The organism is Microbulbifer bruguierae, assembly GCF_029869925.1.
Classification (GTDB): Bacteria; Pseudomonadota; Gammaproteobacteria; order Pseudomonadales; family Cellvibrionaceae; genus Microbulbifer; species Microbulbifer bruguierae.
The window spans coordinates 3256846-3273523 of record NZ_CP118605.1 but is presented as its reverse complement, the minus strand read 5'-3'; the positions used below and the strand labels follow the sequence as shown (position 1 = coordinate 3273523).

13 protein-coding genes are annotated in these 16678 nt (G+C 57.2%); 7 read left to right on the top strand and 6 right to left on the bottom strand.

What is annotated here, in order from left to right; translation table 11 throughout:
• Positions 1 to 119: 119 nt before the first annotated feature.
• Together PVT68_RS13565 and PVT68_RS13560 are read right to left on the bottom strand one after the other, a co-directional pair.
• A complete protein-coding gene (locus tag PVT68_RS13565) occupies positions 120 to 1724 on the bottom strand; it encodes an alanine/glycine:cation symporter family protein (protein ID WP_280318900.1) in 1605 nt (534 codons plus the stop codon).
• A 135-nt stretch (positions 1725 to 1859) separates the two neighbouring features.
• Complete coding sequence (locus tag PVT68_RS13560) at positions 1860 to 3281, bottom strand: aminotransferase family protein (RefSeq protein ID WP_280318898.1); 1422 nt, start codon at positions 3279 to 3281, stop codon at positions 1860 to 1862.
• Positions 3282 to 4002: 721 nt separating this feature from the next.
• Here PVT68_RS13560 and tal point away from each other — a divergent pair.
• From tal to PVT68_RS13530, 6 genes are all read left to right on the top strand, one after another.
• Complete coding sequence (tal, locus tag PVT68_RS13555) at positions 4003 to 4974, top strand: transaldolase (protein ID WP_280322526.1); 972 nt, start codon at positions 4003 to 4005, stop codon at positions 4972 to 4974.
• Entirely contained in the window at positions 4975 to 6486 is a 1512-nt protein-coding gene (gene xylB, locus PVT68_RS13550; RefSeq protein ID WP_280318896.1) for a xylulokinase, read from the top strand.
• Positions 6487 to 6518: 32 nt separating this feature from the next.
• Positions 6519 to 7853 (top strand): xylose isomerase, encoded by a 1335-nt coding sequence (gene xylA, locus PVT68_RS13545; RefSeq protein WP_280318894.1) that lies wholly within the window; start codon positions 6519 to 6521, stop codon positions 7851 to 7853.
• A 165-nt stretch (positions 7854 to 8018) separates the two neighbouring features.
• Positions 8019 to 9035 carry a LacI family DNA-binding transcriptional regulator gene (locus PVT68_RS13540; protein WP_280318892.1) on the top strand — a complete coding sequence of 339 codons (1017 nt, stop codon included), beginning with the start codon at positions 8019 to 8021 and terminating at the stop codon, positions 9033 to 9035.
• Positions 9036 to 9605: 570 nt separating this feature from the next.
• Positions 9606 to 10175 carry an NADPH-dependent FMN reductase gene (locus PVT68_RS13535; protein WP_280318890.1) on the top strand — a complete coding sequence of 190 codons (570 nt, stop codon included), beginning with the start codon at positions 9606 to 9608 and terminating at the stop codon, positions 10173 to 10175.
• 29 nt (positions 10176 to 10204) lie between these two features.
• A complete protein-coding gene (locus PVT68_RS13530; protein WP_280318888.1) occupies positions 10205 to 11122 on the top strand; it encodes a pirin family protein in 918 nt (305 codons plus the stop codon).
• 20 nt (positions 11123 to 11142) lie between these two features.
• Here the strand turns inward: PVT68_RS13530 and PVT68_RS13525 are convergent, their stop codons facing one another.
• The 3 genes from PVT68_RS13525 to pelA all read right to left on the bottom strand — a co-directional run bounded on the left by PVT68_RS13525 (position 11143) and on the right by pelA (position 13257).
• The gene (locus PVT68_RS13525) at positions 11143 to 11346 is read right to left on the bottom strand and encodes a DUF2061 domain-containing protein (RefSeq protein ID WP_280318886.1); all 204 of its coding nucleotides are present in this window, start codon (positions 11344 to 11346) and stop codon (positions 11143 to 11145) included.
• A 156-nt stretch (positions 11347 to 11502) separates the two neighbouring features.
• A complete protein-coding gene (locus PVT68_RS13520; protein WP_280318884.1) occupies positions 11503 to 11982 on the bottom strand; it encodes an NYN domain-containing protein in 480 nt (159 codons plus the stop codon).
• Positions 11983 to 12222: 240 nt separating this feature from the next.
• Complete coding sequence (gene pelA, locus PVT68_RS13515) at positions 12223 to 13257, bottom strand: pectate lyase (RefSeq protein ID WP_280318882.1); 1035 nt, start codon at positions 13255 to 13257, stop codon at positions 12223 to 12225.
• Here pelA and PVT68_RS13510 point away from each other — a divergent pair.
• Positions 13238 to 13678, top strand: coding sequence for a hypothetical protein (locus PVT68_RS13510; protein WP_280318880.1), 441 nt, complete (start codon positions 13238 to 13240; stop codon positions 13676 to 13678). The genes pelA and PVT68_RS13510 overlap by 20 nt on opposite strands.
• Position 13679: 1 nt before the next feature.
• Here the strand turns inward: PVT68_RS13510 and PVT68_RS13505 are convergent, their stop codons facing one another.
• The gene (locus PVT68_RS13505; protein ID WP_280318879.1) at positions 13680 to 16670 is read right to left on the bottom strand and encodes a TonB-dependent receptor; all 2991 of its coding nucleotides are present in this window, start codon (positions 16668 to 16670) and stop codon (positions 13680 to 13682) included.
• Between the last annotated feature and the right edge of the window lie 8 nt (positions 16671 to 16678).

The window sequence follows — 16678 nt, the reverse complement described above, 5'->3', positions numbered from 1 at the left end:
CACATTGGCACCCGGCACCACAAACGTGCATTCTTTTTTTACCGAAACCGACCCAGGGACAAAAAAGCCGCCGAGGAATATCCTCGGCGGCCAGGTCAGGAATTCAGAATTGGGAATATTCAGGAGTTGCCGACAGTATCCGGCAAAGTGTTTTCGCCAACTTGCGTGCGGAATTTTTCGTTGTGCTCTGTCAGATAACGTTTTGCCACCGGTGCAAGCATATACAGGCCGATAATATTCGGCACACAGATGAAGAACACCATGGCATCAGAAAAATCGAGAATCGCGCTCAACTGGATACTGCAACCGATCACCACAAACAAACAGAAAAATAGTTTAAAGGCCGCCTCGCCTTTTTTGCCTTCGCCCACCAGATAGGTCCAGCCTTTCAGTCCGTAGTAAGCCCAGGCAATCAGGGTGGAAAAGGCAAACAGGAAACCGGCGAGCGCGATGAAATACGGCGACCAGCTCACATTGCGCTCAAACGCCAGTGAGGTCATCTCGATACCGCCCAGCCCCTGGGTAAATCCGGGCACGTAATACAGGGTAGTAATGATCACCAACGCGGTCATGGTGCTGATAATCACGGTATCGATAAAGGGTTCCAGCAGGGCTACATAACCTTCCGTCACCGGGTCGTTGGTTTTTACCGCGGAGTGCGCGATGGCTGCGGAACCAATACCCGCTTCATTGGAAAACACTGCGCGCTGGAAGCCGACCACCATCACCCCCAGGACACCGCCTGCCACACCCTCTGCACTGAACGCACCTTCGAAAATCGCACCGAATGCAAAAGGAAGTGCCTCGCGGTTCATCATCAGAATCACCAGCGCACCGATACAATAGAAGAGCGCCATAAACGGCACCACCTTGCCAGTGACCCGCGCAATACTGCGAATACCGCCGACAATCACCAGTGCCACCAGCACCGCGAGACCGAGGCCAAACACCCAGCCCTTATCGGCAAACCAGCTTTCGCCCGTACCACCGGTCACATTAACGAACTGCATATAGGCCTGATTGGCCTGAAACATATTGCCGATACCCAGGCAGCCAATCACAATGCCCACCGCATACAGCCGGCCGAGGAATTTACCCGAGCGAGTAAAGCCTTTTTGCGCAAACCCGCGCTCGAGATAGTACATGGGACCGCCGGACACGGAGCCGTCGGGATTTTCCCGGCGATACAGGGTACCCAGGGTGCACTCGACAAATTTGGTCGCCATACCCAGCACACCGGCAACGATCATCCAGAACGCCGCACCGGGGCCACCCACGGAGATAGCCACGGCTACACCGCCGATATTGCCAATACCCACGGTGCCCGACACCGCCGTAGCCAGTGCCTGGAAGTGCGAGACTTCACCGCTGGTGCCATCGGAATCCTGAACCGTGATTTTGTGCTTGCCACTTACGATACGCAGTGCGTGGGACAGGCCACGCAGATTGATAAAGCCGAAATACACGGTGAAGAATATCGCCGCAATCACCAGCCACAGGACCACCAGCGGCAGATCGGCACCGAATACCGGCACCGAGTAAAACACCACAGCGGAAAGTGCCTGAGTAACGGGCGCCATAGCGCTATTGATCCAGGCATCGATAGCTCCGGCTTCTGCCGCGTTTGCCACGGTTGGTAAAACGGATAATACGGCGAGCAGCAGTGATCGCCGTGTACCTTGAAAAATGGAAGCTGGTCGTCCGGCCGGTGTTCTGTACTGCATACAACATTCCCCGCTCTATTTTTTATCGCACACAAATGTGCCTAATGGCATGCACTGCACAATGCGTACCAGCCGCCCCAATACGGGGCGGCTGGTGTGTGATCAGTAATGTTTATTCAGGAGACGACAAGCGGGTCACGCGATCGCCGCTTGCTTGTTGGAAGCCCTGGCCAGCGACTGGTCCAGCGCATGTAAAATGCCGTCGATATCTGCGGCGGTGGCGATCAGCGCCGGGCTCAGACACAGGGTGTTGTTGAACTCTTTGAAGCTGCGGTTGGTGCGCCCAATCAATACCCCCGCCTCGGCGCAGTGTGCCGCTACCGCGGCCGCCAACTGTTCCGCTACTGGCGTGCGACGGTCACGGTCACTCACCAGCTCAAGGCCGGCGAACAATCCCACACCGCGCACATCCCCGACCAGCTCGTGCTCCTGTTTCAGCCATTCAAGCCCGCGCATCAGCTGGGCACCGCGCTCGCGCACGTTGTGCAACAGTTTTTCGCGCTCGATGATTTCCACATTCACCAGCCCTGCTGCGGGCCCGGCAGTGCATCCGGCAAACGTGCTGATATCGCGAAAATAACCGAGCCGCTCTTGCGGCTGTGCCTTGAAGCGTTCGAACAGGGATTCGGTGGTAACCGTGCAGGAAATGGCGGCATAGCCACTGGCCACACCCTTGGCCATGGTGACGATATCCGGTGCGACGTCGTAGTGCTGGTGGCCAAACCACTCGCCGGTGCGGCCAAGTCCGCAGACCACCTCGTCGATATGCAACAGCACATCGTATTTGCGGCAGATCTGCTGAATGATCGGGAAATATTCGGGCACTGGTGGAATCACGCCACCGCCGGCGGTGATCGGCTCAAGCACCACCGCGCCCACGGTGTCCGGTCCCTCCTGCTGGATCACGGTTTCCAGATCCCGCGCGCACTCTATATCGCAATTGCCGTAGCTTTTGCCAAACGGGCAGCGATAGCAGCAGCAGTGTTTGAATGACACGAAGCCGGGAGCAAAAGGCCCATACTGCTCCTTGCGTTCGAACTGGCCGGTAGAACTCAGTGCGCCGATGGTGGTGCCGTGGTAGTCGCGGTCGCGATAGATGATCTTATGCTTGCGGCCATCGCCTTCCATATGCGCCAGCTGGCGCACCATTTTGTAGGCTTTTTCGTTGGCTTCGGAGCCGGAGTTGGAGTAGTAGACCCGTCCCATTTGGGGCAGTTTTTCCAGCAGCTTTGCGGCAAACTTCGCGCCGGGAATACTGCCGGCGGTATTGGCGAAATAACACATCTCCACCAGCTGCTCGCGCACCGCGTCGGCGATTTCTGTGCGGCCATAGCCCACATTCACCGACCAGACACCACCGGAGGTGGCATCGAGAAATTCCCGCCCCCTGGCATCGGTCACGCGCATACCTTCGCCGCGCACAATCACCATCGGATCGCTGGTCTCAAATTGCGTGTGCTGGGTCAGGTGATGCCAGACCGTCTCGCGATCGGTCTGGATGATGTCCTGGTCGAGGTTGCTGCCGGAGTCAGTGTTGGTATCTGCAGTTTGAATCATGATGCGTCATTCCCCAGTCATTCACACGGTGCAACAGGGCACCGTTTGGGGAAAGACTAGAGATCTGCGCGGTGCAGTGGATAGGTCCAGCGTCCGGAGGATATGGTTCCAGCCTCACCTTTCCGGAACCAGACTGGCGCCAGCGCACCAAAAGAAGGCGAACCGGGAAAGCGATTGGGAAGGCGATTGGGAAGGCTATTGGCAGGTGCTGAGGATATTCCCGCTCTCATCCTCAACGGAAAAGAAAACCACATCGGAGATACCCCAATGTGGTTTTCCATTTCAATTCCGTTCCCACGTATGCGATTCCAGAGCATGCAATAGCGCTCTGGTCACCAGTGCGGTCACGATTTTTTCAGTACACATACCTGGTCGCCATAGTAATTATCGCCGTAATTACACTCCAGCTCGCCGACAGCAGCGCGTTGCTTGTTCGCCAATTGCATGGTCTTTCTCCCTGACTGGTTGTGGATAACAGAACTAAAGATAGGGATATCCATGCCATAGCTGAAATCAAATATATCTCTCGACAAGATCAATAAATTCTATCAATGGTGTGCACCTGATAGATGTAATCGTTTATCAAGACGCAATTCTTTCCCTTTGGGCTCTGGTATTCCCGAGTGTCATAAGGCAAACTAACGGAAAAATGAAAACGTTTACATTTTTCGCGTAACGACCCGGCGCGCGGAATCCAGCGATTGATGGGACAGCAATAATAATCATGAATAAGCTCAGCCAACTGCGGGCGATAACCGCCGTGGTAGCGGATACCGGCGACATCAACGCCATTCGCCAGTTTACCCCCCTGGACGCCACCACCAATCCCTCTCTGTTGTTGAAAGCCGCACAGCAAGCGGAATACCAGCCGTTGATCGACGAAGCCATTGCCTTTGCCGCGCGCCAGGGTGGCAGCAGTGGCGAACAGACAGCGCGGTGTTGCGACCGCCTTGCCACCAGAATCGGCCATGAAATTCTGCAGATTATTCCCGGGCGTATTTCCACAGAGGTAGACGCGCGACTTTCTTTCGACACCGCCGCCACACTCGAGCGCGCGCGGCGAATTATGGATCTGTACGCGCAGATGGACGTGGCCCCCGAGCGGGTGCTGATCAAGATTGCCTCTACCTGGGAAGGGATCAAGGCAGCGGAAATTCTCGAACGCGAGGGTATTCACTGCAACCTGACCCTGCTGTGCAGCTTCGCCCAGGCCCGCGCCTGCGCCGATGCCGGGGTCACGCTGATCTCACCTTTCGTGGGCCGCATTTCCGACTGGTACATCCACAATACCGACGCAACCAGTTTTGCACCGGAACAGGATCCCGGGGTGCAGTCGGTGCGCCGTATTTATCACTTCTACAAAGAGCATGCCTACAACACCACGGTGATGGGTGCCAGCTTTCGCAACACCGGCCAAATTGAGGCCCTCGCCGGTTGCGACAGCCTTACCATCAGCCCGGACCTGTTGGCACAGCTGGACGCAGACAGCGGCAGACTGCCTCGCGCACTGAGCGCAACGGCAGATGCCGGTTTCGCTGCGGCGCCGATTGCTGAAGCCGAATTCCGTTTCCAGCACAACGACGACGCCATGGCGCATGAAAAGCTCGGTGAAGGAATCCGCAAGTTTGTGGTGGATCAGTACGCGCTGGAAAGCCGCTTGCAGGCCCGCGCCCGCATACTGGAGATTGCGTAAATGACAGACTTTGCCAACACCAGTCAACCCGGCAATGTTTATCTCGGTATCGACGCTGGTACCCAGAGCCTGAAGCTGCTGGCCTATGACGCCAACGTAAAACAGATCCTGCATGTCTGTTCCGCGCCCCTGGAATTGATCAGCCGCGACGACGGCAGTCGCGAGCAGTTAGCCCAGTGGTGGTTAGAAGCCCTGCGTCGATGTGTGAACGAACTACCGGCAGAAATCAAAACCCGGGTGCGCGGCATTGGCGTTTCCGGCCAGCAGCACGGATTTGTACCGCTGAACAAAGCCGGTGAAGTGATTGCGCCGGTGAAACTCTGGTGCGACACCAGCACCATTGCCGAATGCGAGGAAATCACCGAGCGCTTTGGTGGTGTGGAGCGCTGTATCGATGCTGTGGGCAATCCGATCCTGCCCGGTTACACGATTTCCAAAATCCTGTGGCTGAAAAAAAATAACCCGCAGGCCTATGCCGAACTCGCGCATATTCTGCTGCCGCACGATTACCTGAATTTTTACCTGACCGGCAAAATATTCAGCGAGTTCGGCGACGCTTCCGGCACCGGTTACCTGAATATCCTGCGCCGGGAATACGATCATGAAATGCTGCGCGCGCTGGACCCTGAGCGGGACCTCCTGCCACTGCTACCACCACTGCTGCCGGCACACACAACCGTCGCGCTCGGCGAGGATGCACGCGCTGAATTTGGCCTGCCCCAGGGAGTACGGGTTTCCACCGGCGGTGGCGACAATATGATGGCGGCCTTCGGCACCGGCTCTGTAGCACCGGGTGTGCTGACCCTGAGCCTCGGTACCTCCGGCACCCTGTTTGCCCACAGCGACACCCCGGCAATCGACCCCAACGGCGAACTGGCCGCGTTCTGCGCCTCGGCCGACGGCTGGTTGCCACTGCTGTGCACGATGAACTGCACCGTGGCCACCGAACACAGCCGCAAGGCGCTGGGGAAATCCATCGCCGAGTGCGAGGAACTACTCGCAAACAGCCGGCCCGGTGCCGATGGCCTGATAAACCTGCCGTTCTATAACGGCGAACGCACCCCCAACCTGCCCCACGCCCGCGCCAGCCTGCACGGCATGCACGACGGCAATACCACCGCGGCAAATCTGTATCGCGCCGCAATGGAGGGAGCGACCTTTACCCTGCGCCGGGGCCTCGATGCCTTTGCCCGCGCCGGACAGCAGTTCAGCGCCATCCGCCTCACCGGCGGCGGCGCCAAAAGTCCGCACTGGCGGCAGATGGTCGCAGATGTTTTCAACCTTCCGGTGGAAGTACCGGCGCAGCAGGAAGGGGCGGCCTTCGGCGCCGCCATGCAGGCACTATGGGCCTGTAGCGAAAGTGAAATTTCGCTGCGTCATCTGATCGACGAGCACCTGGCCGTGGATGAAACCCTCGGCTGTATCCCGGACGCAAATACGGTGGCGGCGTACCAAATCCACTATCAGCAATTTCTGGAGCTGCTTCAGCAGCAGTATCCCAACAACCAATAACACAAATTTCAGGATCCTTCTGGAGAACAACCATGAGCAGAAATCTTTTTGTAGGCGACAAGGAATACTTCCCCGGTATCGGCCAGATCCCGTTCGAAGGCCGCGAATCCGACAATCCTCTGGCCTTCAAACACTACGATGCCAACAAGGTCATCGGTGGCAAGACCATGGAAGAGCACCTGCGCTTTGCCGTGTGTTACTGGCACACCTTTTGTGCCAAGGGCGCGGACCCCTTTGGCCGCGACACCCAGGTGTTTGCCTGGGATGACGCCGCAGACGCAATGACCGCTGCGCGCCAGCGCATGGACGCGGTATTCGAGTTCTGTACCAAACTCGGCGTGCCCTATTACTGTTTCCACGACGTGGACATGTCACCGGCGGGTAACTCCATCATCGAGACCGAAAGTAATCTGGCGAAAATGGTGGAGCTGGCAGCAGAGCGCCAGAATGCCTCCGGTATGAAACTGCTGTGGGGCACGGCCAATGTGTTCACTCACCCGCGCTATATGAACGGCGCCGCCACCAACCCCGACTTCGGCGTACTGACCTATGCCGCCTCTCAGGTAAAAGCCGCACTGGATGCCACCGTGGCACTCGGTGGCGAGAACTATGTGTTCTGGGGTGGTCGTGAAGGTTATATCTGCCTGCAAAATGCCAACACCAGGCTGGAACAGGAAAACCTCGCGCGCTTCCTCACCGCGGCGCGGGATTACGGCCGCTCCATCGGCTTCAAGGGCACTTTCCTGATCGAGCCCAAACCCATGGAACCCACCAAGCACCAGTACGACTTCGATGCCCAGACGGTGATCGGCTTCCTGCGCCACTACGGTCTGGACCAGGATTTCAAACTCAATATCGAAGCCAACCACGCCACTCTGGCCGGGCACACCTTTGCCCATGAACTGCAGATGTGCACCGATGCCGGCATGCTGGGCTCGATCGATGCCAACCGCGGGGATTATCAGAATGGCTGGGACACCGACCAGTTCCCCACCGACCTGTACGACGCGGTGCACGGCATGCTGGTGCTTCTGGCGGACGGCGGCTTCAAAACCGGTGGTCTCAACTTCGATGCCAAGGTACGCCGTGAGTCCGTGGATATGGAAGATATTTTCCTCGGCCATATCGGCGGTATGGACACCTTCGCCCGCGGTCTCGAAGTGGCCCACAGAATTCTCACCGAGTCGCCCTACCAGAACTGGAAAGCCACGCGCTACGCCAGTTACAGCGAGGGCAACGGCAAGGCGTTTACAGAAGGTAAACTGAGCCTGACAGACCTGCGCAACCTGGCTGTGGAAAACGGCGAGCCGCGTCCCGCAAGCGGCAAGCAGGAGCTGTATGAGAACCTGATCAATCAATACATTTGATTGATGTTTGACCTCAACGTCAGATGACTCTGGTATTGGGCCTGTTCGTTCAGGCCCTTTTTTGTTCGCTGGATACCAATCCATTGGCGTAAGCGATAACATCTGGCGCTTCGCTTGCCAGATCACTGGTAACTCCCAAATTGCACAGAACAGAGGGCAGCCCCGGTGTCGATCAAGCAAGTCGCCAAACTCGCCGGTGTATCCACCGCCACCGTCTCCCGCTATCTCAATAGCCCTGAACAGGTTAAAGAGAAGACTCGCGGCAAGGTCCAGGCCGCCATCGACGAAATCGGTTATGCGCCCAATGCATTGGCGCGCAATTTCCGCCGCGGCAAGACCAGCCTGATCGTGGTCGTGCTGCCCGCTATCGGCGACCCCTTTCTGGAAAAAGTCATGCGCGGTATCTGGCGGGTGGCAGATGAACAGGGTTACAGCATCCTGATCCGCGACACCCAGTCCAACTCCCACGAGTTTGACGAGTACACCGACCTGGTATTTTCCAAACAGGCGGACGGTATTCTGCTGCTGGCCAGCATTTCTCCATTTGAAGAAGCCTCCGCCAGCCGCGGTTCCGAGCGGGCACACCCACCGCTGGTGCTGGGGCTGGAGAGTGTAAGCGCGGAGTTGAGCCAGTTTCCCAGTGTGCGGGTAGACAACATTACCGCCGCCGCGGACGGCACCGATTTCCTGATCCAGCTGGGACACCAGCGTATCGGGTTTATTGCTGGCAAGCGCGACTCGCTGCTGACCAAGGACCGGGAAAAGGGCTATCGCAAGGCCATGCGCAAAGCAAAATTGCCGGTTGTCGGCGAATGGGTGGTGGAAGGCGAGCAGACCATCGACGGCGCGCGCCGGGCCACCCGACGCCTGCTGGATCTGGAGCAGCGCCCCAGCGCCATCTTCTGTGCAAACGATGAAATGGCCCTGGGTGCCATCCATGAAATCAAAAGTGCCGGGCTGAAAATTCCCCGGGATATTTCCGTCATCGGCTTTGACGATATCCGCTACGCGGAAATCGCTGACCCGCCGCTCACCACCATTGCCCAACCCGCCGAAGAGATTGGCGAACGCAGTATGCGGCGCCTGTGCCAGGCGATCGACGGCAGCGACGCCGACAGCGCTCCGGAGATCGTCCCCCACAATCTGATTGTGCGCAAATCCACCGGCAGGGCTCCGACCTGACGCCGCGCGGAATTTTCGTCACAAAAGGAAATTCATCTCGCGAAAAAATCGCGTGTTATTTGGCGGGAAGCACGGCGGAACGGGCAAGTTTTACTCTACAGTTAGTTATGCGCACTCCCGACTTGAGCGCAAATCAAGTCACACACCAGGCATAATTCAGTGCGCGTAAAGCGGTAGAGGTAGTCCCCAATGAATACGCAATTACCGGTAACACAATCGTGTGCAAGCAAACCCTCCCTACTGATGGGACAGCACAAACCGGAAACGGAAACGCACCATTCAAAACCTGACAATGGCCAGCAATACGCGAATCTTGACCTGCGGTATCCGGAAGAGTTGGAACCGTGTTTTGTGCTCGGGAATAACTGAGCAACCGCCAACTCCGGGTATTTTTTTATAAACCCTGGTTACCGGTAGACAGCCCGTCTATCTGCCCCTGTGCCTGTACAAACCCGATATACCCTCACCGGCTGCTATCTTGATGGCTCTCCTCGATGGTTATTCAACCTTTTCGAGACCTCGTCAATCCACCGTCGCACCACCTCGGTCACATCGCAAGAGATAGCACCCATGACCTCCAACTCCCTGAACATCCTCGGCATCTGCGGCAGCTTGCGCAGGGCTTCCTTCAACAGAGCCGCCATGCACACAGCGGCAGAAATCGCTGGCGACGGTGCGAAATTCACCTTCGCGAGCCTGGCCGACATTCCCCTGTACGATCAGGATCTCCGGGACCAGGGGGTACCGGAAACGGTAGAAACCCTGAGTGCGCAAGTGCGGGCGGCGGACGCCATTCTCTTTGCCACACCGGAGTACAATTACTCGGTCCCCGGGGTACTCAAAAATGCCATCGACTGGCTGTCGCGTATGGATCAACAACCCTTCGCCGACAAGCCCGTAGCGGTGATGAGCGCCAGTATGAGCGCCTTCGGAGGGGCAAGGGCCCAGTATGATCTGCGGCGTATCCTGATCTATCTGGATGCGCATTTTGTGAATAAGCCGGAAGTAATGATTTCTTTCGCACACAAGAAGTTTGACGGTGATGGTAACCTGTCCGACGAAGATACCCGCGAACATATCGGCAGGCTGGTGACCGCGCTGTGCGAATGGGCCCAACGCCTGCATACCGCGCCTACGTAGGGAGTAACCCCAGAAAAGGAATTCCAAGCATGAGTAACCTGATACCCGAAGCCATTTCCGATTGCACTGTCGAAATAGGATGCGATGCGCTCGAGCTGATGATCGAGCCGCGGGAAAAAGATCTCGGAGGGTTTTCCGTGCGCCGGGTATTACCTACCCGCGAACGTAAGATGGTTGGCCCCTGGATCTTCTTCGACCATATGGGGCCGGCGGATTTTGCCGCGGGCAAGGGGATCGACGTGCGCCCCCACCCCCATATCGGCATTGCCACCGTCACCTACCTGTTTGAAGGGGAAATTCTGCACCGGGATTCACTCGGCAGCCTGCAGGGCATTCGTCCCGGTGACATCAACCTGATGCTGGCCGGGAGCGGCATCGTGCACTCGGAGCGGGAAACCGAGCAGCTGCGCAATTCAGACCATCGCCTGCACGGCCTGCAATTGTGGCTCGCGCTACCCCACGAAGACGAGGAGCTGGCGCCGGCGTTTTACCACTACCCCGCCAACGAAATCCCCACCATAGAGATCGCCGGCGTACCGCTGCGGGTAATGATGGGCAGTGCTTACGGCTGTACCTCGCCGGTAAGGACCTTCGCGGAAACCCTCTATGTGGAAGCGCAGCTGCAGCCGGGCCAGCGCCTGACATTACCCGACGCGCCCGAACGCGCGATATACGTCGCCAGTGGCGCTCTGCGCGCCCGGGACACGCAGATTCCGCAGTATGCCCTGGCAATCTTCCGGCGAGATCAACCTGTGGAAGTGGTGGCGGAAGAGGCGTCCCGGATCGCCATTATCGGTGGCGAACCACTGGGGCAACGCTTCATTGACTGGAACTTTGTCTCCAGCCGCAAGGAGCGTATTAACCAGGCGATTGATGACTGGCAAAGCGGGCGCTTCGACCCGGTGCCGGGAGACAGCGAAGAGTATATTCCCTACCCCACTCGCTGACCCCTCACCACCGCAGACACTCAGCCCGCCATACAATCGGCGACGGCGACCTGGTCCCGGGGGCCGCGATTCCACCACTTCTCATGGAAGTAGAAGGCCACGGTATTACAGGCGGGCTCCACCAGCGCCAGGGCACTGCCGACCCAGAAGTCACCGGTCATCACAAAACCGACGGTGAACGCTACCGCCATATGCACAATGGCGAAACTACAGGTCTTTTTCATGACAATTCATCCTCGGTAACAGCGGCCCGGCGTAAAACTGCAGCGCATATTTTCGTGCAGAACCGAGCGAACAGAACCATTATTGAGAATAATTCCCATTATTGAAACACAAGGATAACTTTACCGTTGATTGTATTGACCTATGGGTCGCACATCTCACCCAAGCAGCAGATCCCGGTCGATCGGGAAAAAAGTACTTGCCGCCTGCACCAGTAAATTCGAGGTAAGAGCCTCAACCCCGTATACCTCTACGAGTTTTCCTTTATCGATTCGCAGCTTGTCCACCAGAATCGAAAAATCCCCATCGCCAGATACCAGTACCACAGTGTCCACATTTGGCGCGTACTCCAGAGCATCGATCGTAATGCCCACATCCCAGTCGCCTTTTGCCGACCCATCTGCCCGCTGGATAAACGGTTTCAGCTTCACCTCAAAACCGATAGCCCTGAGTATGTTTTGAAATTCTTTCTGCTTTTGATCGCCCCGATCTATGGCGTAGGCAATGGCTTTCACCACCTGCCGGCCATGGGTCACCCTTGACCAAAACCGGTTGTAATCAAAATTGCGTTGGAATGTCTGCCTTGTCGTGTAATAAACGTTTTGGACATCGACCAATATGAGCACGTTATTTTTCATAGGTATCCCGGAGCTGTTTTCCCCACCATGAAAGCACGCACTTTCGTGACGAGCCTCACCGTCTTTCATGACTCCCACACAACCGTTGTCGACCGGCAGAGATTCATTTCCCTCAATACAAAAATACCGGGTTATTAAACCCGGTATTTTTGTCAATCATGCGCTGAAGTGATAGTCCATAAACAGGTTAGCTATTCTTGGCTGTTATCGCTCCAGTCGGTAATACCGCCGCCGGCCCTATCAATAGTAGCCAACACTGTTGGCATAGTTGATCAGCGACGTGCCGTAATCGCCGCCCCACTCGTAGCCGTAACGGCGCTCAGCCTCGATTGCCATGATGTCGTACTGCTTCACACCATCGCGACCGCTGAAGAAGCCGGTATCGTCGCCCAGATTGTAGAAGCGATACCACATGGTACTACCGGATTTGCTCTGAATCGGATTGTAGCTATCGTCGCTGCTGCTACTGGAGCGTTTGACGTAGGCCGTGTCGGCCACTTTCACCGCCGGGCTGCGGTACCAGGCCAAGGCGGCGCGCACAGCGGACTCGACCGCTTCGGTTTGCGGCTGCGACATCAGGAAAGCAGTGACCAGCATGGACTCCTTGCCACTTTTGGATTCCAGTTCGTAGGAGCGCGCCGGACGCGCCGCATAGGTCACCGGGTCGTGCTGGGCGCACCAAACGGTCTTGGCATCGGCCTGCACGATCTGCGCCTGCAGGATGAAGTCGACCCCCTTGTCGATGGCTGTCGCGATGCGGGCGCGCTGGTCTTCACTGAACAGGTCGCCGTCGAGAGGTGCCTCTACACGCTGTGCCTTATCGAGCAGGATCAGTACCCGGGCCATGGCGCCATCATTGAAGGTGACGTAATTGGAATAGGTGGTGCCGGTACGCGCGGGGTAAACCTGTGGCCAGCCGCCGGTTTCGTACTGCATGGTGAGCAGGAATTCCAGCGCCGCGCGCGCCGCGTCGCGGTACTTGCTGTCGCCACTGCGCTGATAGACGTCTGCGAGAAACATCAGTTCGGTCACGGTGGCATCGTTGTCGATGGTGCCCAGTTCGACACCGCCTGCACCGGTCCATTCGGAACGGGCGCTACTGCCATTCCACGCGGACGCGTACTTGGACACACCGAACTTGTAAAAGCCACCGTGGGGCATCTGCCAGGTGATCATGTTATCAGCGCGGGTCTGGTCGGCGGCCAGGCTGCTGCCCAGCCAGGATTTGTAGTTGTCCAGCTCACCGTAGATCGGGTTGCCGGATTGCGACAGCATCACTCCGTTTGTACCACCGGAAGAGGAGCTGGTATTACCGCCGGAAGACGACGAGCTGCTGGACGAGCTGGTGTTGCCACCGGAAGAACTGCTGCTCGAAGAGCTGCTGGAGGAAGAGGACGAACTGGAGCTCGAAGAACTGCCGCCATTTGCCGGAGGAATCGTCTCGCTGGAATTACCTCCACCGCACGCAGTCAGCAGTGCGGACAAAGCCACTGCCGCAAGTGGCATCAATTGCTTATTCAACATGAAAACACCTCAAAAACCGAAAGGTCATCTGATTACCCGCGCCAGTCACCCGGCTCCGGGCAGCGAACTTGTTCGAGCCGCCAGCAGGTTTACCCTGCAACACTCATTCTTTTTTCCGAAGCCAAAAAAGCCCCGCAAGCGGGGCAATAAATGGCAAAGGTACATCCTGTGATTTAGAAATCGACCGTCAGGCCAAGCTGGTAGCCGGGGCCATACTGCTCAACATCAAACAGCATGCGACCGCCAGAATCCGCATTACCGGCGAAGTAGTACTGATCAACGCTATCGGTAATATTGATGGCGTCCAGGTACAGGTTTACACCATCCATTACGCGGTAGTTGGCTTTCACGTCGAAGCTCACGGATGCGTCCTGATAGACGTCACCCCAGGTCGCACAGTTTTCCGCGTAACCCAGCGCAGCGTCCGCCTGCATATCTTCGGCGGTACAGCTGCCGATACGCTTCAGGATCTCGCTGGTGTAGTTGGCAATAAAGCGCAGCGAGAAGTCTTCGTTTTCCCAGCCCACGGTCAGGTTGGACGCGATGTCTGCCTGCTCCGGCAGCTGAATAGTGCCTACACGCACAGTATCGCCAACTTTACCTTCACTGTGCTGCACGGTGAGGTTGGCCTGCACAAACATATTGTCCAGCCAGCGACCCACCGCGTGGTCTTCCCAGCGACCGTCCAGGTAGTGGCTGAAGCTCAGTTCCGCACCATAGACACTCGCGTCTTCACCGTTCAGGTAGGTGTTGGCGTTGGTAATGGTCAGGTTCGGGTCGATGTAGAACAGATCAACCTGTCGAACCGGCAATACGAAGCCGAGGTTGGCAATATTGACGTTCACACCCGCCGCATCGACGATAAAGTCCTGGATACCCTTATAGAAAAGCGCGCCTTCCAGGAAAGTGCTCTCACCGTAGTAGCTCAGCGACAGGTCCAGGTTGGTAGAGCGCATCGGATCCAGCGCCGGGTTACCGATGCGTACCGAGTTGTCACCGGACATGGCGAAGTTTTCGGACTGGTATTCCAGATCGCCGCGAATGGAACCGATATCTGCGGGGTCTTCGTTACACTCGCCGAAGAACTCGGAAGCTTGATCGGTGTTACAGAATACTACGCGGTCGGTAACCTCAAAGAAGGCACGGCTCTTACCGAAGTCCGGACGGCTGAAGCTGGTCCACAGCGACGCGCGACCCAGCAGGTTTTCGCTCAGCTCGTGGCGGTAGTGCAGCGCCGGCAGGTAGTTGCCGTACTTGTTGCCCACATTCTCCAGCGGCAGGCCGATATCGAATGAGGTCAGCTGGCTTTCACCCACTTCGTTGCGGTCGTTGCGAATGGAGAAGTAACCGGTAGAGGTGAAGTCGGTGTGCTCGTAGCGGCCACCGGCAATCAGGGTGGCCTCTGGCAGCACCTGGAATTCCGCCATGATGTAGAGCGCGAAGATATCTTCACTCAGGGCGTAGTCCAGACGGGTAGATTCCACTTCGGTCTGGTCCGGGTCGTAGTTGTCGCCGATCGCACGGGTGGCGTCGATCAGGCGTTCCGCTTCGGCCTGGGTGATCATCGCGTGGTCGAAGTTGCCGTTTTCCGGGATGTAGGTTTCGAAGTCACCCAGGGTCGAACCGGCCAGGTCCACACAGGTCAGGTCGCCCGCACAGCCCAGACCGGCCTTGTCTTCCGGCACGATACTCGCGCGGTTTTTATCGAAGTCACGAGTGCGCTGACGAATTTTACCACCGGCCTTGACGTAGTTAATCAGGCCATTGTTGAAGTCCTTGCGCAGGTCAAGAGAGAACTGATTCACCTCGTCGTTGCGCAGACTGTCTTCCATGAACAGGTTGTCGTACTTCATATTGGGCTGGGAAACTTCGCCCATCACATAGCCCGCACCACTATGACCGCCGGCGCCGGCAATGGACTGTCCGCTCAATTCTGCTAGCCAGTCCGGGTCCACGATCTGGCCATTGAGGTAGCCGTCACCGGAGCGACTAATCGCCGCCAGGTCGCGAACGCGGAACTGCACCCGACGGCCATCGGGTTTTTCATTTTCACTGCGGGAAGAAGTCAGCTCGTATTCCGCTTCCCAGCCATCGCCAAAGCGGTTTTCACCACCGAGAGAGATGGTGTTGGTGGTTACCTTGGATTCCTGGATAAAGAATTGTTGTTGCAGGTCGACACTGCCGACACCGAACACATTGTTTTCCAGATCAATGTAGGGCACTTCACCTTCAACGTTGAAGCGATAGTATTCGCGCAGGGCGACATCCACGTCTTCATAGCTGTTGTGATTCAAACGTACGAAGTAACGGCTGTTGTCATCGGGCTGGTATTCCAGATTCAACAGTCCGGCGAGACGCTCGCGCTCCGCGTTTTCCTGACGGGTTTCAAATTCCCACGGCACCAGCATGCGATCGCCGCCCGCGGTGTTCACATAGGTGGGCAGGGTGTCGGCGTGGTGACGGGTTTCGTAACCCTGGGTGGTGCGGCTTTCCCAGGAACCGGTGTAGGCAATGCCGAGTTTTTCATCCAGGAACAGGTTGGTGCCCTGTATCGAAACCTTGGGAGAGTTTTCTGCGGCCTGGTCCTGATAGTAGTTCTGAGCGCGGAACTTGAAGGTGTCGCGGCCGCGGTCCAGGGCAGACAGGGTTTTTACGTTGATGGAGCCACCGATGGCATCCAGGTCCATATCCGGGGTCAGCGATTTATTGACCTCGATGGCCTGCAGCACATCGGTGGGCAGTCCGTCCAGGGAAAAGGCGCGGTCTTCCAGGTCGCCGTTACTGCCGCCACCGGCGTTGGCCATGACACCGCCGTCCATACGCACGCTCACCATGCCCGGGCCGAGGCCGCGCAGGGACACGAACTTACCTTCACCTTCGCTCTTCTGCAGAGTGACACCGGGCATACGGCGCAGAAGCTCTGCAGCGTTCTGGTCGGAGAAGTTACCCGCATCGTCCTGGGTAACCACGGAGCTGAAGTTATCTTTGTTGCGCTCTGCGGCGCGCGCGTTCAGGTCTGCACTGCGCACACCTTCTACATAAATTTCTTCGTAGGTCGCATCAAAGCGTTCGTTTTCGCTTTCTTTTTTTTCTTCCTGCGCGAACGCAGAGGTACTGACCAGAGCAATGGCCAGGGGCAGAATTTTTTTACTATGACGTTTCATTATTGGTC